The organism is Vreelandella neptunia, from assembly GCF_022489065.1.
Taxonomy (GTDB): Bacteria; Pseudomonadota; Gammaproteobacteria; order Pseudomonadales; family Halomonadaceae; genus Vreelandella; species Vreelandella neptunia_A.
In genome coordinates, this window is sequence record NZ_JAKVTW010000014.1 from 72,109 (window position 1) to 89,866 (window position 17,758).

Here is a 17,758-nt window from a genome sequence, read left to right on the forward strand (position 1 = left end):
GTTTCGGTTGATCATACCCGACCTAACCTGTTACTGCGAAGAGCGACCATGGCCGATCAGAACCATGAATTGCGCAAAGCCGGTCTAAAAGTGACCCTGCCGCGCGTCAAGATACTTCAAATTCTCGAAAATGTTTCGGGTCAGCACCACCTTAGCGCGGAAGAAGTGTACAAAACACTGATTGATGCGGGCGAAGATGTTGGCCTAGCGACTGTGTACCGCGTGCTAACTCAATTTGAGTCGGCGGGCTTGGTTATTCGTCATAACTTTGACGGTGGCCACGCAGTATTTGAGATGACCCAAGAGGATCACCATGATCATATGGTGTGCCTGGAAAGCGGTGAGATCATTGAGTTCGTTGATGAAATCATTGAGCGACGTCAGCAAGAAATTGCTGAAGAGCATGGCTATGAGTTAGTGGATCATGCGCTAGTGCTTTATGTCCGTCCGCGTGGTTCCGATGTCACGCGTCAAGACAGCGGGCCAACGAATAAGAAATAACCTACGTGAATAGACAATATTCGCGGCTTGGGAAGATGAACGCCCTTGATGTACTTGGCATAATTCGAGATAAAGCGAATTTGCCAAGTCATCAAGGGCGTTTTGTTTTACTGCGCAAAGCGTCTTAAAGCTTCCCCCGGCTCAGTGCGGCGGGCGCTGGCTTGCATGCAGCATTTCCCGGGCATGGGCGAGGGTTTGGTCGGAAAGCGTCACGCCGCCCAGCATACGTGCCAGTTCGCTGATGCGGCCCTGCTCGTCGAGCAGCGCCATCTGAGTCAGCGTGGTGTCGCGCTTCGCCTGTTTCTCGATATGCAGGTGCTGGTGCGCCTGGGCCGCCACTTGCGGTAGGTGAGTCACCGTCATTACCTGGCCATTTTCACCTAGCTTGCGCAGCAGTTGGCCAACGATCTCTGCGGTGGCGCCCGAGATACCTACGTCCACTTCATCAAACACTAGGCTAGGCACCGTTGAGTGCGTCGCCGCGACCACTTGAATCGCCAAGCTAATCCGCGATAGTTCGCCGCCGGAGGCTACTTTGGTCAATGGCCGCGCGGGCTGGCCGGGGTTGGCGCTGATCAAAAATTGCACGCGATCCAAGCCTTCCGGAGAGGGAGTTTCTTTCGCAGTGACTTCCACTTCAAAGCGGGCTTTGCCCATGGCCAAAAAGCCCAGCTGTTGCTGCACTTCTTTGCCCAAACGAAGCGCGGCTTTTTGACGGCTTTCGCTGAGTTTTTTCGCTTCTTGGCGGTAGCTTTCGCGTAGTTCAACGACCCGCGCACTGAGCGCCTCCAGGTCATTGCCACCCTCTTCTAATTGCGCGACTTCCCGCTGAAGATCGGCATGCAAGGCGCATAGTTCTTCAGGGGCAACATGATGCTTACGCGCAATCCGATGAACATCGGTCATGCGCTCTTCCACCCAGGCAAGACGCTCAGGGTCTAATTCAGTGGTGCTGGCGAGTCGGTTGAGCTCGCTGGAGGCCTCTTCCACTTGAATGCGCGCATCGCTCAACATGGACAGCGTGTTCGCCAGCATGCCTTTATCGCTACCTGGCAAGGCGCTTAGATGGGCGAAGGCCTGGTTGAGTAATGAGAGCGCGCCGCCTTCATCGCTGGCGCAGCAGTCTGCGGCAAACTGCGTTTCGCGCAGTGTCTCTTCCGCATGGGCGAGGGTATGCTGCTCCTCTTCTAGCGTGGCTAATTCGCCCTCCGCTAACGCAAGTTGATCCAGCTCTTCAACCTGATAACGCAGTAACTGCCGTTTAGCCTCTACTTCACTGCCTTCTTCACTTAGCCTCTTCAATTGGCGGCGCGCAGTGCGCCACTCACGGAAGGTTTCGGCTAATTGAGTGGTGGCGTTACTTAATCCTGCGTAATCATCTAGCAGCGCTAGATGTGTCTCTTCACGCATTAAGGCGTGATGCGCATGCTGACCATGAATTTGAATCAACTGCTCGCCGAGGGATTTGAGGTCTGAAATAGTCGCGGGGTGGCCGTTGATCCACGCTTTGGAGCGGCCATTAGCGGTGACCACTCGGCGCAGCAAGCACTCCTCGGTCGGCAGCTCCCGGGCCGTTAGCCACTTAATGGCGGCAGGCAGATGCTGAATATCGAATCGTGCGGAGAGATCCGTGCGCTCGCGGCCGTGGCGCACGCTACCGGCGTCGGCACGCTCACCAAGGCAGAGCCCAAGAGCGCCTAACAGAATCGATTTGCCCGCGCCGGTCTCCCCGGTAATCGCAGTCATACCGCCGGTTAGGTCGAGTTCCAAGTGGTCGACAATGGCGAAATCTTGAATAGCTAGCTGAGTAAGCATGGCGCCTCCTGAGGCGGTACAGCACTGAAGCTGGATACTTATCCAATAGTTGTTGATTTATACAGTAGTTAATAACTCACTTCAATGCACCTCTTGAGATGGCATTTATGGCCCCCATATAGCCAACATCGTTAGTTAAAGCGAAGGATTTAAAGGCTTACTTCTTTGCGCGTCGCCCCAGGTGGCAGCGCCCTACTTTTTAGGAGCACAACATGGCGAAAGAACCGCAAACACCAATGGATGATGAGCTGGCCCGCCACGAGCAAGAAGCGGATGGCGCCGAGCAGGCGGCGGAGCAAGCCGCTGAAGAGCGCTTGATGGAAGGCGAGCTGGAAGGGTTGATCAATGACGAAGAGCCGTTAGAAGGCAGCGTCGATAACCCCGAAGCGGAAATGCTCGCAGCCCAAGTGGGCGAGTTAGAGCAGAGCTTGGCCGACGCTAAAGATCAAGCCCTGCGCGCCGCCGCAGAAGCACAAAATGTGCGCCGTCGTGCAGAGCAGGAAGCCGAAAAAGCGCGCAAGTTTGCGCTTGAAAAGTTTGTTAAGGAGCTGCTGCCGGTCGTTGATAGCCTGGAAAAAGCGCTAGAGACCATGGAAGAGGGTGCCTCGGACGTTCATCGTGAAGGCGTTTCCATGACCTTGAAGATGCAGCTGGATGTGCTCAATAAATTCGGGGTAGAAAGCATTGAGCCACATGGCGAGCCCTTCGACCCTCAAGTTCACGAAGCCATGACCATGGTGCCTAACCCGGATCTTGATCCCAACACCGTGATGGACGTTATGCAGAAAGGCTATTTGCTCAACGGACGTTTAGTGCGCCCGGCCATGGTCGTCGTCAGTAAAAAAGCCGATTAAGCCACTGGCAGCACAGAGTTTGAAAAAAGTGTGTGAAAAAAAGCCCTTGAAATGTCAGCTGCGGCCCCCAAATAAAGGGCAACCCCGCGGGGAAACCCGCAGACAAGCTTAAAAAGCTAAATTTTCAGTTTTGTAACAACCGAATTCGAGGTATCGCTATGGGACGTATAATTGGTATCGACCTGGGCACCACTAACTCTTGTGTGGCCGTGCTTGATGGTGACAGCGCTAAAGTCATTGAAAACGCCGAAGGCGGCCGTACGACGCCTTCTATCATCGCTTATACCGATGATGGCGAAACGCTGGTCGGCCAGGCGGCTAAACGCCAAGCGGTTACGAACCCAGAAAACACCCTGTACGCCATCAAGCGTCTGATTGGCCGTCGTTTTAAAGATGACGTTGTTCAGAAAGACATCAAGATGGTGCCGTACAAAATCACCGAAGCCGACAATGGCGACGCTTGGGTTGAAGTAAAAGGCAAAAAAATGGCACCGCCGCAGGTAAGCGCGGAAGTGCTGAAGAAAATGAAGAAAACCGCCGAAGACTATTTGGGCGAGACGGTCACTGAAGCCGTTATCACCGTGCCGGCCTACTTCAACGACAGCCAGCGTCAGGCCACGAAAGATGCCGGTCGCATCGCAGGTCTAGACGTTAAGCGCATCATCAACGAGCCAACCGCTGCCGCACTGGCCTACGGTATGGACAAATCGCGCGGCGACAAGACCATCGCGGTATATGACCTGGGTGGCGGTACCTTCGATATCTCAATTATCGAAATTGCTGACGTTGACGGCGAAACTCAGTTTGAAGTGTTGGCCACTAACGGCGACACCTTCCTGGGCGGCGAAGATTTCGATTTGGCGCTGATCAACTACCTGGTAGACCAGTTCAAGTCTGATAGTGGTATTGATCTGTCTGGCGACAACCTCGCTATGCAGCGTCTGAAAGAAGCCGCTGAAAAAGCCAAAATTGAGCTCTCTAGCGCCCAGCAGACCGATGTGAACCTGCCTTACATCACTGCCGACAACACTGGCCCGAAGCACCTTAACGTTAAGGTGACACGCGCCAAGCTGGAATCGCTGGTAGAAGAGCTGGTTCAGCGCTCGCTCGAGCCGTGCAAAATGGCCCTGAAAGATGCAGGCCTATCTGCTTCTGAAATCGACGAAGTGATCCTGGTCGGTGGCCAGACACGTATGCCGATGGTTCAGAAGAAAGCGGCTGACTTCTTCGGTAAAGAAGCACGTAAAGACGTTAACCCGGACGAAGCGGTTGCCGTTGGTGCAGCGATTCAGGGCGGCGTACTGGGCGGCGACGTTAAGGACGTTCTGCTGCTCGACGTTACTCCGCTAACCCTGGGTATCGAAACCTTGGGTGGCGTGATGACGCCGCTGATCGACAAGAACACCACCATCCCGACCAAGAAGACACAAACCTTCTCAACGGCGGATGACAACCAGACGGCCGTGACCATTCACGCCGTTCAGGGCGAGCGTAAGCAAGTGTCGCAGAATAAGTCGCTGGGTCGTTTTGATCTTGCTGACATTCCGCCTGCACCGCGCGGCGTGCCGCAGATCGAAGTCGCCTTCGACCTGGATGCCAACGGTATTCTGAACGTATCGGCGAAAGACAAGGCCACTGGCAAAGAGCAGTCGATTGTCATCAAGGCGTCTAGCGGCCTGTCCGAGGAAGAAGTCGAGCAGATGGTGCGCGATGCCGAAGCTCACGCCGAAGAAGATAAGAAGTTCGAAGAGCTGGTGCAGCTGCGCAACCAAGCTGACGGCATGATTCACGCCACGCGCAAAACGGTGGAAGAGGCTGGTGACAAAGCCACTGACGACGAGAAGCAGGCGATTGAGACGGCTATCAGCGAGCTGGAAGAAGCAGTTAAGGGTGATGACGTCGATAACATTCAGAAGAAACTGGATGCATTGACCGAAGCCTCTGGCCAGCTAGCCCAGAAGATGTACGCCGAGCAGGCAGAAGCGGCTCAGCAAGAGGGCGGCGAAGGTGCCGAAAGCACAGGTTCCAAGCCGGAAGATGACGTGGTTGACGCCGAGTACGAAGAAGTCAACGACGATCAGAAAAAGCAGTAATAACCTCTTTCTGCCAAGGAAAGCGGTGACGCGGGAGCTTACTCCCGCGTTGCTGTTTCCGCAGCCAAGACGCACGAGAGTTTCTGTTAAGTGCGTAGCTAACCAGGAGGCGTAGGGCCTATGTCCAAACGCGATTATTACGAAGTCCTGGGTGTCGAAAAAGGGGCCGATCAGAAAGAGATCAAGAAGGCCTATCGCCGTCTGGCGCAAAAATTCCACCCTGATCGAAACCCGGACGATAACACCTCAGCGGAAAAATTCCGCGAAGTGTCCGAAGCCTATGAAGTGCTTAGCGACGGCGAAAAGCGCGCAGCTTATGACCAGTTCGGCCATGCAGGCGTTGATGGCCAAGGCGGCGGTGGTTTCGGCGGCGGCGCAGGCGCTGGCGATTTCAGCGATATTTTCGGTGATGTGTTTGGCGATATTTTTGGCGGAGGCGGTGGTCGGCGTCGTGGGCCTAACGCCCCGGCACGTGGCTCCGACCTGCGCTATAACCTAGAGCTGGATCTGGAAAACGCCGTTTCAGGCACCACAGTCGATATCCGCGTACCTCGGCATATCGAGTGTGACCGCTGCGATGGCGGTGGGGCCGAGCCAGGTTCTTCTAAAGAGACCTGCCCGACCTGTCACGGTCACGGTCAAGTGCGCATGCAGCAAGGCTTTTTCGCCGTGCAGCAAACGTGCCCCACCTGTCATGGCTCTGGTCAGCACATCAAAGTGCCGTGCCATAAATGTAATGGTGAAGGTCGCGTACGCGAGACACGCACGCTTTCCGTCAAGATCCCGCCCGGCGTGGATACCGGCGACCGCATTCGCTTGAATGGCGAAGGCGAAAGCGGCGTGAACGGTGGCCCGCCTGGGGATCTGTACGTACAGGTAGCCATCAAGCCGCACCATATCTTCCAGCGTGATGGTAAGCACCTGCAGTGTGAAGTGCCGATCAACTTTGTTGACGCAGCCCTAGGTGGTGAGCTTGAAGTGCCCACGTTAGATGGCCGCGTGAAGCTGAAGATTCCGCCGGAAACCCAAACCGGCAGGCTGTTCCGCCTACGCGGTAAAGGCGTGAAACCCGTACGTGGCGGCATGCCAGGCGACTTGCTATGCAAGGTAGTGGTCGAGACACCCGTCAAGCTTAACGACGAGCAGCGCGACCTACTGCGCAAGCTGCAAGAGAGCTTCGACGGCAGCAACAGCCACAGCCACTCGCCGAAGAAAACCGGTTTCTTCGACAGCGTGAAAAGCTTCTTTGAAGATATGAAGCCGTAAAACTGCAATAATGGTAAGCAATTAGTTGTTTGGTTCAAAAACCCTCGGTTCGCCGGGGGTTTTTGCTGTTTAGGAAATGCTGCGCTTAATGGATAACCTTCAGGAAAGGCCTGCAAAGGGCATCTTGCTCCGGATACTATCAGGCGCCCTGTTTACTGGCATGCTGGTGTGCATTAAAGCAGTCAGTGACGACGTGCCGGTGGGACAGTCGGTGTTTTATCGCTCGCTATTTGCGCTGCTGCCTATCGTCGTTTTTTTGCTGCTGCGGCGGGAGTTTCCACAGGGGCTGGCTACGCGACGCCCGTTGGGTCATGCGCTGCGTTCTGGTTTGGGGGCGGCGGCCATGTTTGCCTCTTTTGCGGCGGTGGCGCTGCTGCCAGTGGCAGAAGCGACCCTATTAGCCCAGCTAACGCCGGTCTTTATGGCAATAGGCGGCATACTGTTGTTGGGGGAGCGCTTCTCGTTTTATCGCGCGGGCGGCATAGTGTTGGCGATAGCCGGGGTAGCAGTGCTGATCTTGCCTGGGCTCAATGCCAGCTCCAGTAATGGCCAAGTGACCGGGTACGCATTAGGGGCGCTGGGGGCGCTATTAACGGCGGGCGCACTGCTGACCGTGAGGCGTATTTCGCGCACCGAGAGTGCCGCCTCAATTGCTTTCTACTTTATCGTAGTGGCGTCGCTGGCAGGGCTGGCGACGCTTCCGCTGGGGTGGGCGGCGCTTACCAGGGTCGAGTTTGTGCTTTTAGTGCTCTCGGGTCTGTTTGGCGGCGCTGCACATATTGCGATGACATTAGCCCTGCGCTATGCGGAAGCATCGCGATTGGCCCCTTTCGAGTATATTGCCTTGGTGTGGCCCGTGCTCGCCGACTGGATGCTGTTTGGCATACCAGTCTCCAGCGGCTTCTTGCTAGCGCTACCGCTAATGTTAACCGGAGTAGCGCTAGCGGCCATGGAGGGTAGGCGGCTTAAGTGGCTGCTTCGACGATAGGTAGTGAGAGCGCCGGCATGGAACGGGTGGCGCCAACAAGCGTTTTCAATGAGCAGGAACATGCCGTTCCAAAGGGTTTCCATTCGCTGCTTGGCGCTAAACGCCGTGCGCATTACGCTGGTAGTTAAAAAGTTGCTTCCTTAATGGAGAAATCACCATGCCTTTATCTCGTGTAGAAATCGCCACGCCTTCTGCTGAGCGTTTGATCAATCGTCTGTGTAAACACTGGGCGCACAAGCTTGAGGTGGAGCAAACCGATCAGCAGGGAAAAATCACCTTTGCCACCGGCACCTGCTTGATGTTGGCTGAGCCCGATAAATTAGTGGTGGCTATTGAGACGCTCGAAGAAGAGCATTTGGATGAGCTTGAGGGTGTGGTTGAGCGTCATCTGATCCGGATGGCAGGAGATGAGGAGTTGGCGATTGTGTGGGAAAACTGAGTAGTCCTTTGCTAAGCGAAAAGCAGGGCGTCGAATGCGCGGGGGCGTCTGCTATAATCGCGGCAAATTTTAACCTCTCTTTTTCTACACAGAATTGACACCTAGAGCGCAGGAGTTCGCATGACCCGAATTGCCATTGTAGGCGTGGCTGGCCGTATGGGCCGTACCTTGGTAAATGCTATCGAGCAGGAGACTCAAGCAACACTGGCTGGCGGAATCCTGGAGCCGGGTAGTTCTTTGGTGGGGGCTGATATTGGTGAGTTGGCCGGTGTAGGCAAGCGCGGCATCGTCGCTGTAGATTCACTGGAAGCGATTGTCGATGATTTTGATGTGCTGATCGACTTCACGGCCCCGCAGGTCACGCTTGGTAATCTGGCGTTTTGTGCCGAGCACGGCAAACGGATCGTGATTGGCACCACCGGCATGAGCGATGATGAATTGGCTCAGCTCGATAGCTACCGGGACAAAGTAGCCATGGTGTTCGCGCCCAATATGAGTGTCGGCGTTAATTTGACCCTCAAACTGCTCGAAACCGCCGCCAAAGCGCTGGGCGATGAAGGCTACGATATTGAAGTCATTGAGTCCCATCACCGCCATAAAGTTGATGCACCTTCCGGTACCGCGATCAAAATGGGCGAAGTGATTGCCGACAGCCTAGGGCGCAACCTAAAAGAGCATGGCGTGTTCGAGCGGGTAGGGCAGTGCGGCCCCCGCACGGATAAAGAGATCGGCTTTGCCACCGTTCGCGCAGGCGATATCGTCGGCGAGCACACGGTGATGTTTGCCACCGAAGGCGAGCGCATCGAAATCACCCATAAAGCCTCCAGCCGGATGACCTTTGCTAAAGGCGCGGTGCGTGCGGCACGCTGGGTCGCGGATAAAGAGAGCGGCCGTTACGATATGCAGGATGTGTTGGGTTTGGATTAAGGCTTACTAACACTTAAGCTGAGAGCTAGTGCTAGTTTCGCTCTATCATCAAGGGGTAGTCTTCGGTCAAAAATTCCTGTAACATTTCAAAAATTTTGGCCGGGTGGCTTAGAAAACTCAAACGGCGCGCTTGTTGCGTTGGCCAGCCCAAAGCCTGCCCCAAGTCCGCAGCATATTTGATGTTTAGCGAGCGGCTCTGAAGGGCATCGAACAACAAGCGGGATGAAACCGATTCTTTTTATCGGCTTCGTCCCGCTTTTTTACGGCCCTCGTTTTAATGACAAACGCTTTAATGGCGAACGTTTTGATAACGAGGGGCGTGGATTAATCAAGAAATTGCTGAGCCTGCGCCCCACAGGCTCCCACCAGCATGGGAGGATCTTGTTTTGAATAACCCCGCATTGAGCAAACCCGCGATATTGGCCCTGGAAGATGGCAGCGTGTTCCACGGCATTGCCATTGGCGCGGACGGATTAACAAGCGGTGAGGTGGTGTTCAATACGGCCATGACCGGTTATCAAGAAATCCTCACTGACCCCTCTTACACCCGCCAGATCGTTACCCTCACCTATCCCCATATCGGCAATACCGGCATTAACGCTGAAGACATTGAGTCTACCTCTATCGCTGCGGCGGGCTTGGTCATTCGCGATTTGCCATTGATGGCCAGCAGCTTCCGCTCTGAGCAGTCGCTCTCGGACTACCTGAAAAGCCAGAACGTACTGGGCATTGCCGATATTGATACCCGCCGCCTGACGCGTATTTTGCGCGACAAGGGCGCACAGAACGGCGCGATTCTGGCGGGTGTTGATGCTGAGGGCGACGATGCGGTAGCACGAGCGCTGGAAGCCGCCAAAGCATTCCCAGGATTGAAGGGGATGGATCTGGCTAAAGAGGTGTCGTGTAAAGAAGCCTACGAATGGTCGGAAGGTGAGTGGACACTGGGTGAAGGCTACGCTGATGCCTCGCAAAGCGAGCGTCCCTACCATGTGGTGGCGTTTGATTACGGCGTGAAGTTTAACATTCTGCGCATGTTGGCCGCCCGCGGCTGCCGCCTGACGGTGGTGCCTGCGCAAACGCCTGCCGCAGACGTGCTGGCGATGAACCCGGATGGCGTGTTTTTAGCCAACGGCCCCGGTGACCCAGAGCCCTGCGATTACGCGATTAAAGCCATTCAGGAAGTGCTGGAAACCGACCTTCCGGTGTTTGGTATCTGCCTGGGGCACCAGTTGCTGGCGCTCGCGGCCGGGGCGAAAACGGTCAAAATGAGCCACGGCCACCACGGTGCCAACCACCCGGTACAGGATCTGGATACTGGCACGGTGATGATCACCAGCCAGAACCACGGCTTTGCGGCGGATGAAGCAACGCTGCCTGCCAACGTTCGCGCAACGCATCGGTCGCTGTTCGATGGCACCTTGCAAGGGATTGAGCTCACCGACCGACCGGCGTTCAGCTTTCAAGGCCACCCGGAAGCGAGCCCCGGCCCGCGGGATGTGGCGCCGCTGTTCGATCGCTTCGTTGCAATGATGCAGGCGCGTCGCTAGCGCGGCCTATCGCCTCACTGTATCGCCGCCTTTTGTCGCTCATCGTCACCTTTTTTTGCGGGAACCGTTATGCCTAAGCGTACCGACATCAACACTATTTTGATCATTGGCGCTGGCCCGATCGTCATCGGCCAGGCCTGCGAATTCGACTACTCTGGCGCCCAGGCGTGTAAAGCGCTGCGCGAAGAGGGTTATCGGGTTGTGTTAGTCAACTCCAACCCCGCCACCATCATGACCGATCCGGCCATGGCCGATGCCACTTACATCGAGCCGATTACCTGGCAGACGGTCGAGAAAATCATTGAGGCGGAGCGCCCCGACGCAATTCTACCGACCATGGGTGGCCAGACAGCGCTGAACTGCGCGCTCGAGCTTGAAAAGCACGGCGTGCTGGAGAAGTACGGCGTCGAAATGATCGGTGCCAATGCCGATGCGATTAACATGGCCGAAGATCGCGATCTGTTTGATCAGGCCATGAAGCGTATTGGTTTAGAGTGCCCTAAGGCGAAAGTCGCCCACAGCATGGATGAAGCCTGGGAAATTCAGGCGGAATTGGGTTTCCCAACGATTATTCGCCCTTCCTATACCATGGGCGGCTCCGGCGGCGGCGTGGCGTATAACAAGGAAGAGTTCGAAGAGATCTGTACGCGTGGTTTTGAGCTTTCCAACAACCACGAGCTGCTCATCGATGAGTCGCTGCTGGGCTGGAAAGAGTACGAGATGGAAGTTGTCCGCGATAAAAACGACAACTGTATCATCGTCTGCGCGATTGAAAACTTCGACCCTATGGGCGTGCATACCGGTGACTCCATCACCGTGGCCCCGGCGCAAACGCTGACGGATAAAGAGTATCAGATCATGCGTGACGCCAGCCTCGCGGTGCTGCGCGAGATTGGTGTGGAGACCGGCGGCTCCAACGTCCAGTTTGGTATGGATCCCAAAACCGGGCGCCTAGTGGTGATTGAGATGAACCCGCGGGTGTCGCGCTCTTCGGCTTTGGCCTCCAAGGCGACCGGTTTTCCGATTGCTAAAATCGCCGCCAAACTGGCGGTGGGTTATACCCTGGATGAACTGCAGAACGATATCACCGGTGGGCGCACCCCAGCATCGTTTGAGCCGTCCATCGACTACGTGGTTACCAAGATTCCGCGCTTCACCTTCGAGAAATTCCCCCAGGCTAATGATCGTTTGACGACGCAGATGAAGTCGGTGGGTGAGGTGATGGCGATTGGCCGTACCTTCCAAGAGTCGCTGCAGAAAGCGCTGCGCGGACTGGAAACCGGCAACGATGGTCTTGATCCGATCATTACTGATTTCACGCCGGACAACATGGCGATCATCCAGGGTGAGCTCCAGGCCGCCGGTGCCGAGCGTATTTTCTATATCGCAGACGCCATGCGTTCCGGTATGAGTGTCGATGAGGTCTTCGCGCTAACCAATATCGACCCTTGGTTCCTGGTGCAGCTTGAAGATTTAGTGCTGACGGAAAACGCCGTTGCCAAGCGTTCTTTGTCCGACTTCTCTGCCCGTGAGATCTATCAGCTCAAGCGTAAAGGCTTTGGCGATGCGCGTTTAGCCAAATTGCTGAGCGTCAGTGAAAAAGAGTTCCGTCAAACGCGTCATGCTGCTGGTATTCGTCCGGTCTATAAGCGCGTCGATACCTGCGCCGCCGAGTTTGCCTCTGACACCGCCTATATGTACTCCACCTATGAAGAGGAGTGCGAGGCGGATGTCTCTGACCGTCAGAAAATTATGGTACTGGGCGGTGGCCCTAACCGGATCGGTCAGGGTATCGAGTTTGACTACTGTTGTGTTCACGCCGCCTTCGCCATGCGCGACGACGGTTATGAAACCATCATGGTCAACTGCAATCCGGAAACCGTTTCTACCGATTACGACACCTCTGATCGCCTCTACTTTGAGCCGGTGACGTTGGAAGATGTGCTCGAAATCGCTGACAAAGAGAAGCCGGTAGGCGTGATCGTGCAGTTCGGTGGACAAACACCGCTGAAGCTGGCCCGCGAGCTAGAGGCCGCCGGTGTACCCATTATTGGCACCACGCCGGATGCCATCGACCGCGCCGAAGATCGTGAGCGCTTCCAGGTGATGATCGATAAGCTGGGCCTGAAGCAGCCGCCCAATGCTACGGCGCGCAGCTTTGCGGAAGCCTTCGATAAAGCCGAGGCGATTGGCTATCCGCTGGTGGTTCGCCCCAGTTACGTGCTGGGTGGCCGGGCGATGGAGATCGTCTACGACGCCTCTGAGCTTGAAAACTACATGACCCACGCGGTGAAAGTCTCCAACGACTCGCCGGTGCTGCTTGATCACTTCCTAAGTGCTGCAGTAGAAGTGGATATCGACGCGGTATCCGACGGCCAGCAGGTGGTGATCGGCGGCATCATGCAGCACGTAGAGCAAGCGGGCGTTCACTCCGGTGACTCCGCCTGCGCGCTGCCGCCATACTCGCTGCCCGCCGATGTGCAGGACGAAATGCGCGAGCAGGTGAAGCAGATGGCCGTTGAGCTGGGCGTGAAAGGCTTAATGAACGTGCAGCTCGCCTGGCAGGATGGCGAAATCTACGTGATTGAGGTTAACCCGCGCGCCTCGCGTACCGTACCGTTTGTGTCTAAGTGCATTGGTACTTCCTTGGCGCAGATTGCCGCACGCTGCATGGCCGGTAAAACCCTGGCTGAGCAGGGCTTCGAAAAAGAAATCGTGCCGCACTTCTATAGCGTTAAAGAGGCGGTGTTCCCGTTCAATAAATTCCAGGGTGTCGACCCGATTCTCTCGCCGGAAATGAAATCGACCGGCGAAGTGATGGGCTCTGGTGACACCTTTGCTGAGGCCTTCTTCAAAGCCCAGTTGGGTGCGGGTGAGGCAATTCCAGCGCTGACCGGCGAGCGTAAAGCGTTTCTCTCTGTGCGCGAACCTGACAAGGCGGGGATTATCGAAGTGGGGCGTTCTCTGTTAGCATTAGGCTTCACGCTATGTGCAACACGGGGAACAGCGGCTGCTTTGGAAGCTGCCGGGCTTGCCGTGGAACACGTCAATAAAGTCTACGAAGGTCGTCCCCATATCGTCGATCTGCTTAAGAACGACGAAATCGCCTACATTGTGAACACTACCGAAGGTCGTCAGGCTATTAATGACTCTTCGGTCATTCGCCGTACTGCTCTCTCGCGCAAGGTGCCCTATGCGACCACCTTGGCGGGCGCTAATGCTGTTTGCATGGCGCTTGAGTACGGTAGGGAGATTACGGTGCGGCGCCTTCAGGATCTGCATGCAGGAGCAAGTCAATGAACAAGGTCCCGATGACAGTTGCGGGAGAAAGAAGTCTTCGTGAAGAGCTCGACCACCTTAAAAGCGAAGCTCGTCCGCAGGTGATCGCGGCCATCGCCGAAGCGCGGGAGCACGGCGATCTTAAAGAGAATGCCGAGTATCACGCTGCTCGCGAGCAGCAAGGGTTTATCGAAGGGCGTATTCAGGAGATCGAAAGTAAGCTCTCCGTTGCGCAAGTAATCGATGTCACCAAACTGCCAAAAACCGGCAAAGTGATTTTCGGCGTAACCGTGACGCTAATGAATCTGGATACCGATGCGGAAGTCACTTATCGTATCGTCGGCGAAGATGAGGCGGATATTAAGTCTGGCCGTATCTCGGTCACCTCTCCCATCGCCCGTGCTTTAATCGGCAAGGAGGAGGGTGATGTCGTGGTGGTGAAAACCCCCGGCGGCGACGTTGAGTACGAAATAGGTAGCGTCGAGTACATTTAATAAAAAACGCCCCTTCAATTGACCTCGGTTAGGTCGGTTGAAGGGGCGTTTTAGTGCAGCGGCACTCGTTTTAGAGTGAGCACAATCTAACGGTTAATGCCGACCGTGGTGGTTCTCAAAGCGGGTAACGTTAGAGAGCTTTGGGTTCACCTGTGGGTTTCTGCGGTAGAGCAGCGCCATTTTGCCAATGGTTTGCACAAGGTCGGCACGGCTGTTGGCGATCAGTTCGGTGATCATGGCAGCACGATCATCACGCTCAGGAAGGGCGAGTTTCACTTTGATCAGTTCGTGATCGGTGAGTGCGCGGTTAAGTTCTGCAAGCAAATTTTCGGAGACGCCGTTCTCAGAAACGGTGACCACTGGGTTAAGATGGTGGCCAATGCTACGAAATGCTTTCTTTTGTGCCTGTGACAAGCTCATGGTATCTTGCGGTATCCCGGTTAGCGCTTAACGCTCCATCTTACGGTGAAACGTCACCGAGTGAAAGCGATCGCGTGAATGCGCCCATCTCTTATTCCAGTGTTAGATTCCCACATGCAGCAAAAGCCCCCGAACCGTAAACATTCCGTCAGCAAAACCAGCAATAACTGGAAGAAGGAGCATTTTGACGACCAGTACGTGAAGCAGAGCTGGCAAGATGGCTATCGCTCCCGTGCCAGCTATAAGCTGATCGAGCTGGATGAAAAAGATAAACTGCTGCGACCCGGTATGACGGTGATTGATTTAGGGGCGGCGCCTGGTGGGTGGAGCCAGATTGCCGCTGAGAAGGTGGGGCCTGAAGGTGTGGTCATTGCCTCTGATATTCTAGAGATGGATGCACTGGCCGGTGTGGATTTTATCCAGGGCGATTTCACTGAAGACGCGGTGCTAGAGGCGATACTAAAACGTCTGGATAATCGCCGTGTAGACCTTGTGATGTCGGATATGGCCCCCAATATGAGTGGTATGGCGGCGATTGATCAACCCCAGGCGATGTACTTAGTGGAGCTAGCGTTAGAACTCGCGCGCGAAACGTTGTCACCCGGCGGTCGATTTTTAGCTAAAGTATTCCAGGGGGAAGGGTTTGACGCCTACTTGAAAGAGTTGCGCGGCAGCTTTAGCAAAGTAGTGACTCGTAAGCCGGATGCCTCGCGGGCACGCTCCCGGGAAGTATATTTTCTGGCCGAAGGGTTTCGCGGGTAACTGATTAGGTTTAGCAGTTGCTCGTATGGTTCATAGCCAAGATTTATCAGCGCGATTGCCAGACAGGCAAGCGCAACGTGTGTCACATTAGTCGCATAGTGCGCGTGACACAGATGGCCCGAGGCATAATATAAGACGCTTTGGCAATGGTTGAACGCTTGATGCTGATGTAATGTCCTATTAACAGGCTTCATTTTGCATCAGGGTTTAACTGACGGATTCTTGTAATGAGGGTAGCCCCTTGAACGATATGGCGAAGAACCTGATTCTGTGGTTGGTCATCGCGGCCGTCCTACTGACAGTGTTCAATAATTTCAGTACGGAAAGCGCACCGCAAAACACGAACTACTCACAGTTCGTGCAGCAGGTGCAAAATCAGCAGGTACGTAGCGTCACGATTGATGGTTACACCATCAGTGGTGAGCGTACGGACGGCTCTCAGTTTCAGACGATCCGCCCTGCGGCGGAAGATCCGAAGCTGATGGATGATCTGTTGAGCAATAATGTGACGGTCGTCGGCAAAGAGCCAGAACAGCAAAGTATCTGGACGCGCCTGCTTATCGCTAGTTTCCCGATTCTGCTGATTTTGGGCATCTTTATGTTCTTTATGCGCCAGATGCAGGGTGGAGCCGGCGGCGGTAAAGGCGGCCCCATGAGCTTTGGTAAGTCGAAGGCCAAGCTGCTCTCTCAAGACCAAATCAAAACCACGTTTGCTGACGTAGCAGGGTGCGATGAGGCGAAAGAGGAAGTCGAAGAGTTGGTCGACTTCCTGCGTGACCCCACCAAATTTCAGCGCTTGGGCGGCATGATCCCCCGCGGTGTATTGATGGTCGGGCCTCCAGGTACAGGTAAAACGTTGCTGGCCAAATCGATTGCTGGCGAAGCCAAAGTGCCGTTCTTCTCCATTTCGGGTTCTGACTTCGTTGAGATGTTCGTGGGTGTGGGCGCATCGCGTGTGCGTGACATGTTCGAACAGGCCAAGAAGCAGGCGCCGTGCATTATCTTTATTGATGAGATCGACGCCGTAGGCCGCTCACGTGGCACCGGTATGGGCGGTGGTAACGACGAGCGTGAACAGACGTTGAACCAGCTGCTGGTTGAGATGGATGGCTTTGAAGCTAACGAAGGCATCATCGTCATCGCCGCGACCAACCGCCCTGACGTACTCGACCCTGCGCTAATGCGCCCAGGTCGTTTTGACCGCCAGGTCACCGTTGGTTTACCCGATATTCGCGGTCGTGAGCACATTTTGGGCGTTCACCTGCGTAAAGTGCCGCTAGCGGACGACGTTAAGCCACAGCTGATTGCGCGTGGTACGCCAGGCTTCTCCGGCGCTGACTTAGCCAACTTGGTGAACGAATCTGCCCTGTTTGCGGCGCGTCGCAACAAGCGTCTGGTAAGCATGGAAGAGCTTGAACTGGCGAAGGACAAGATCATGATGGGCGCTGAGCGCAAATCAATGGTCATGACCGATAAAGAGAAGCTCAACACGGCCTATCACGAATCAGGTCACGCAATTATCGGCTTGGTTGTACCTTCTCATGACCCCGTCTACAAAGTGACGATTATCCCGCGCGGCCGTGCGCTGGGTGTCACCATGTTCTTGCCGGAAGAGGATCGCTATAGTCTTTCGCGTCAACAGATTCTGGGCCAGATTTGCTCGCTGTTTGGTGGTCGTATCGCCGAAGAGATGACGCTAGGTCCGAACGGTGTGACGACGGGTGCCTCCAACGACATTAAGCGTGCCACCGAGCTTGCTCACAACATGGTTGCTAAGTGGGGCTTGTCGGATGAAATGGGCCCGATCATGTATGACGAGGATGAGTCGCATCAGTTCCTCGGTGGCCCAGGCCAGGGCGGTAGTAAGATGAAGTCGGGTGACACCACGACTCGCCTTGATAAAGAAGTCCGCAAGATCATTGATGATTGCTATGAGCAGGCGCGCCAAATCCTGACGGATAATCGCGATAAGCTTGATGCCATGGCAGAAGCGTTAATGAAGTACGAGACCATTGATGCCACTCAGTTGAAAGACATCATGGAGGGGCGCGACCCCCGTCCGCCGGAAGGCTGGGACGACGGTGATTCATCCGGTGGCGGTACGCCTGTCAACGATGACAAGCCTCAGGCGAAGGCCGAAGACGATGCGCCCAACGCTTCTGGAAACGATGCCTCTGGAAACGATGGCGAAGAGGATGATGATGAGCCACGCCGTCGGCCCTCAGACCCTCTTGGCGGCCCTGCGGGTCCCTAACTAGGTAGTTGACTAGATAGTTCACCCCTCGTTTCAGCCAAAGGCGCCCCGTCATGGGGCGCCTTTTTTGTTATGCTGTAGGCATACCACTGCATTGTTTCTTTTCTTGACCAGGCTGC

At 55.3% G+C, this 17,758-nt stretch carries 14 protein-coding genes; 12 read left to right on the forward strand and 2 right to left on the reverse strand.

The window, feature by feature from the left end:
- Nucleotides 1–48: 48 nt before the first annotated feature.
- Complete coding sequence (fur, locus tag MLE19_RS16565) at nt 49–501, forward strand: ferric iron uptake transcriptional regulator (protein WP_007111850.1); 453 nt, start codon at nt 49–51, stop codon at nt 499–501.
- Between the two features lie 141 nt (nt 502–642).
- Here fur and recN read toward each other — a convergent pair whose 3' ends face one another.
- Nucleotides 643–2,316, reverse strand: a complete 1,674-nt coding sequence (recN, locus tag MLE19_RS16570; protein ID WP_240719240.1) for a DNA repair protein RecN — start codon at nt 2,314–2,316, stop codon at nt 643–645.
- A 212-nt stretch (nt 2,317–2,528) separates the two neighbouring features.
- Between recN and grpE the strand changes: the two genes are divergently transcribed.
- The 9 genes from grpE to greA all read left to right on the forward strand — a co-directional run bounded on the left by grpE (nt 2,529) and on the right by greA (nt 14,203).
- On the forward strand, nt 2,529–3,170 hold the full coding sequence (grpE, locus tag MLE19_RS16575) for a nucleotide exchange factor GrpE (RefSeq protein ID WP_240719241.1): 642 nt from the start codon (nt 2,529–2,531) through the stop codon (nt 3,168–3,170).
- Nucleotides 3,171–3,328: 158 nt separating this feature from the next.
- The gene (gene dnaK / locus MLE19_RS16580; RefSeq protein ID WP_035562671.1) at nt 3,329–5,263 is read left to right on the forward strand and encodes a molecular chaperone DnaK; all 1,935 of its coding nucleotides are present in this window, start codon (nt 3,329–3,331) and stop codon (nt 5,261–5,263) included.
- A gap of 120 nt (nt 5,264–5,383) precedes the next feature.
- A complete protein-coding gene (dnaJ, locus tag MLE19_RS16585; RefSeq protein WP_240719242.1) occupies nt 5,384–6,529 on the forward strand; it encodes a molecular chaperone DnaJ in 1,146 nt (381 codons plus the stop codon).
- Between the two features lie 88 nt (nt 6,530–6,617).
- The gene (locus MLE19_RS16590) at nt 6,618–7,517 is read left to right on the forward strand and encodes a DMT family transporter (protein ID WP_240719243.1); all 900 of its coding nucleotides are present in this window, start codon (nt 6,618–6,620) and stop codon (nt 7,515–7,517) included.
- Between the two features lie 157 nt (nt 7,518–7,674).
- Nucleotides 7,675–7,956 (forward strand): DUF2218 domain-containing protein, encoded by a 282-nt coding sequence (locus tag MLE19_RS16595; RefSeq protein ID WP_240719244.1) that lies wholly within the window; start codon nt 7,675–7,677, stop codon nt 7,954–7,956.
- Between the two features lie 120 nt (nt 7,957–8,076).
- Nucleotides 8,077–8,883 (forward strand): 4-hydroxy-tetrahydrodipicolinate reductase, encoded by an 807-nt coding sequence (dapB, locus tag MLE19_RS16600; protein WP_240719245.1) that lies wholly within the window; start codon nt 8,077–8,079, stop codon nt 8,881–8,883.
- Nucleotides 8,884–9,284: 401 nt separating this feature from the next.
- The gene (gene carA / locus MLE19_RS16605) at nt 9,285–10,430 is read left to right on the forward strand and encodes a glutamine-hydrolyzing carbamoyl-phosphate synthase small subunit (RefSeq protein WP_240719281.1); all 1,146 of its coding nucleotides are present in this window, start codon (nt 9,285–9,287) and stop codon (nt 10,428–10,430) included.
- Nucleotides 10,431–10,499: 69 nt separating this feature from the next.
- The gene (gene carB / locus MLE19_RS16610) at nt 10,500–13,730 is read left to right on the forward strand and encodes a carbamoyl-phosphate synthase large subunit (RefSeq protein WP_240719246.1); all 3,231 of its coding nucleotides are present in this window, start codon (nt 10,500–10,502) and stop codon (nt 13,728–13,730) included.
- On the forward strand, nt 13,727–14,203 hold the full coding sequence (greA, locus tag MLE19_RS16615) for a transcription elongation factor GreA (RefSeq protein ID WP_240719247.1): 477 nt from the start codon (nt 13,727–13,729) through the stop codon (nt 14,201–14,203). The genes carB and greA overlap by 4 nt, the downstream gene beginning before the upstream one ends.
- A gap of 93 nt (nt 14,204–14,296) precedes the next feature.
- On the opposite strand, the gene yhbY is transcribed toward greA, so the two are convergent.
- Nucleotides 14,297–14,623 carry a ribosome assembly RNA-binding protein YhbY gene (gene yhbY / locus MLE19_RS16620; RefSeq protein ID WP_240719248.1) on the reverse strand — a complete coding sequence of 109 codons (327 nt, stop codon included), beginning with the start codon at nt 14,621–14,623 and terminating at the stop codon, nt 14,297–14,299.
- A 114-nt stretch (nt 14,624–14,737) separates the two neighbouring features.
- Here yhbY and rlmE point away from each other — a divergent pair, with 114 nt between their 5' ends.
- Both rlmE and ftsH read left to right on the forward strand, forming a co-directional pair.
- Nucleotides 14,738–15,385: a 23S rRNA (uridine(2552)-2'-O)-methyltransferase RlmE gene (gene rlmE, locus MLE19_RS16625; RefSeq protein WP_240719249.1), complete on the forward strand. Its 648-nt coding sequence runs from the start codon at nt 14,738–14,740 to the stop codon at nt 15,383–15,385.
- Nucleotides 15,386–15,626: 241 nt separating this feature from the next.
- Entirely contained in the window at nt 15,627–17,639 is a 2,013-nt protein-coding gene (gene ftsH, locus MLE19_RS16630; protein ID WP_240719250.1) for an ATP-dependent zinc metalloprotease FtsH, read from the forward strand.
- The last annotated feature ends 119 nt before the right edge of the window (nt 17,640–17,758 follow it).

Bases quoted from the DNA above. Each gene is read 5' to 3' on its own strand.
- greA (WP_240719247.1), top strand. From the start codon at position 13,727: ATGAACAAGGTCCCGATGACAGTTGCGGGAGAAAGAAGTCTTCGTGAA.
- grpE (WP_240719241.1), top strand. From the start codon at position 2,529: ATGGCGAAAGAACCGCAAACACCAATGGATGATGAGCTGGCCCGCCAC.
- yhbY (WP_240719248.1), bottom strand. From the start codon at position 14,623: ATGAGCTTGTCACAGGCACAAAAGAAAGCATTTCGTAGCATTGGCCAC.
- rlmE (WP_240719249.1), top strand. From the start codon at position 14,738: ATGCAGCAAAAGCCCCCGAACCGTAAACATTCCGTCAGCAAAACCAGC.
- MLE19_RS16590 (WP_240719243.1), top strand. From the start codon at position 6,618: ATGGATAACCTTCAGGAAAGGCCTGCAAAGGGCATCTTGCTCCGGATA.
- dnaK (WP_035562671.1), top strand. From the start codon at position 3,329: ATGGGACGTATAATTGGTATCGACCTGGGCACCACTAACTCTTGTGTG.
- recN (WP_240719240.1), bottom strand. From the start codon at position 2,316: ATGCTTACTCAGCTAGCTATTCAAGATTTCGCCATTGTCGACCACTTG.
- MLE19_RS16595 (WP_240719244.1), top strand. From the start codon at position 7,675: ATGCCTTTATCTCGTGTAGAAATCGCCACGCCTTCTGCTGAGCGTTTG.
- dnaJ (WP_240719242.1), top strand. From the start codon at position 5,384: ATGTCCAAACGCGATTATTACGAAGTCCTGGGTGTCGAAAAAGGGGCC.
- fur (WP_007111850.1), top strand. From the start codon at position 49: ATGGCCGATCAGAACCATGAATTGCGCAAAGCCGGTCTAAAAGTGACC.
- dapB (WP_240719245.1), top strand. From the start codon at position 8,077: ATGACCCGAATTGCCATTGTAGGCGTGGCTGGCCGTATGGGCCGTACC.
- carB (WP_240719246.1), top strand. From the start codon at position 10,500: ATGCCTAAGCGTACCGACATCAACACTATTTTGATCATTGGCGCTGGC.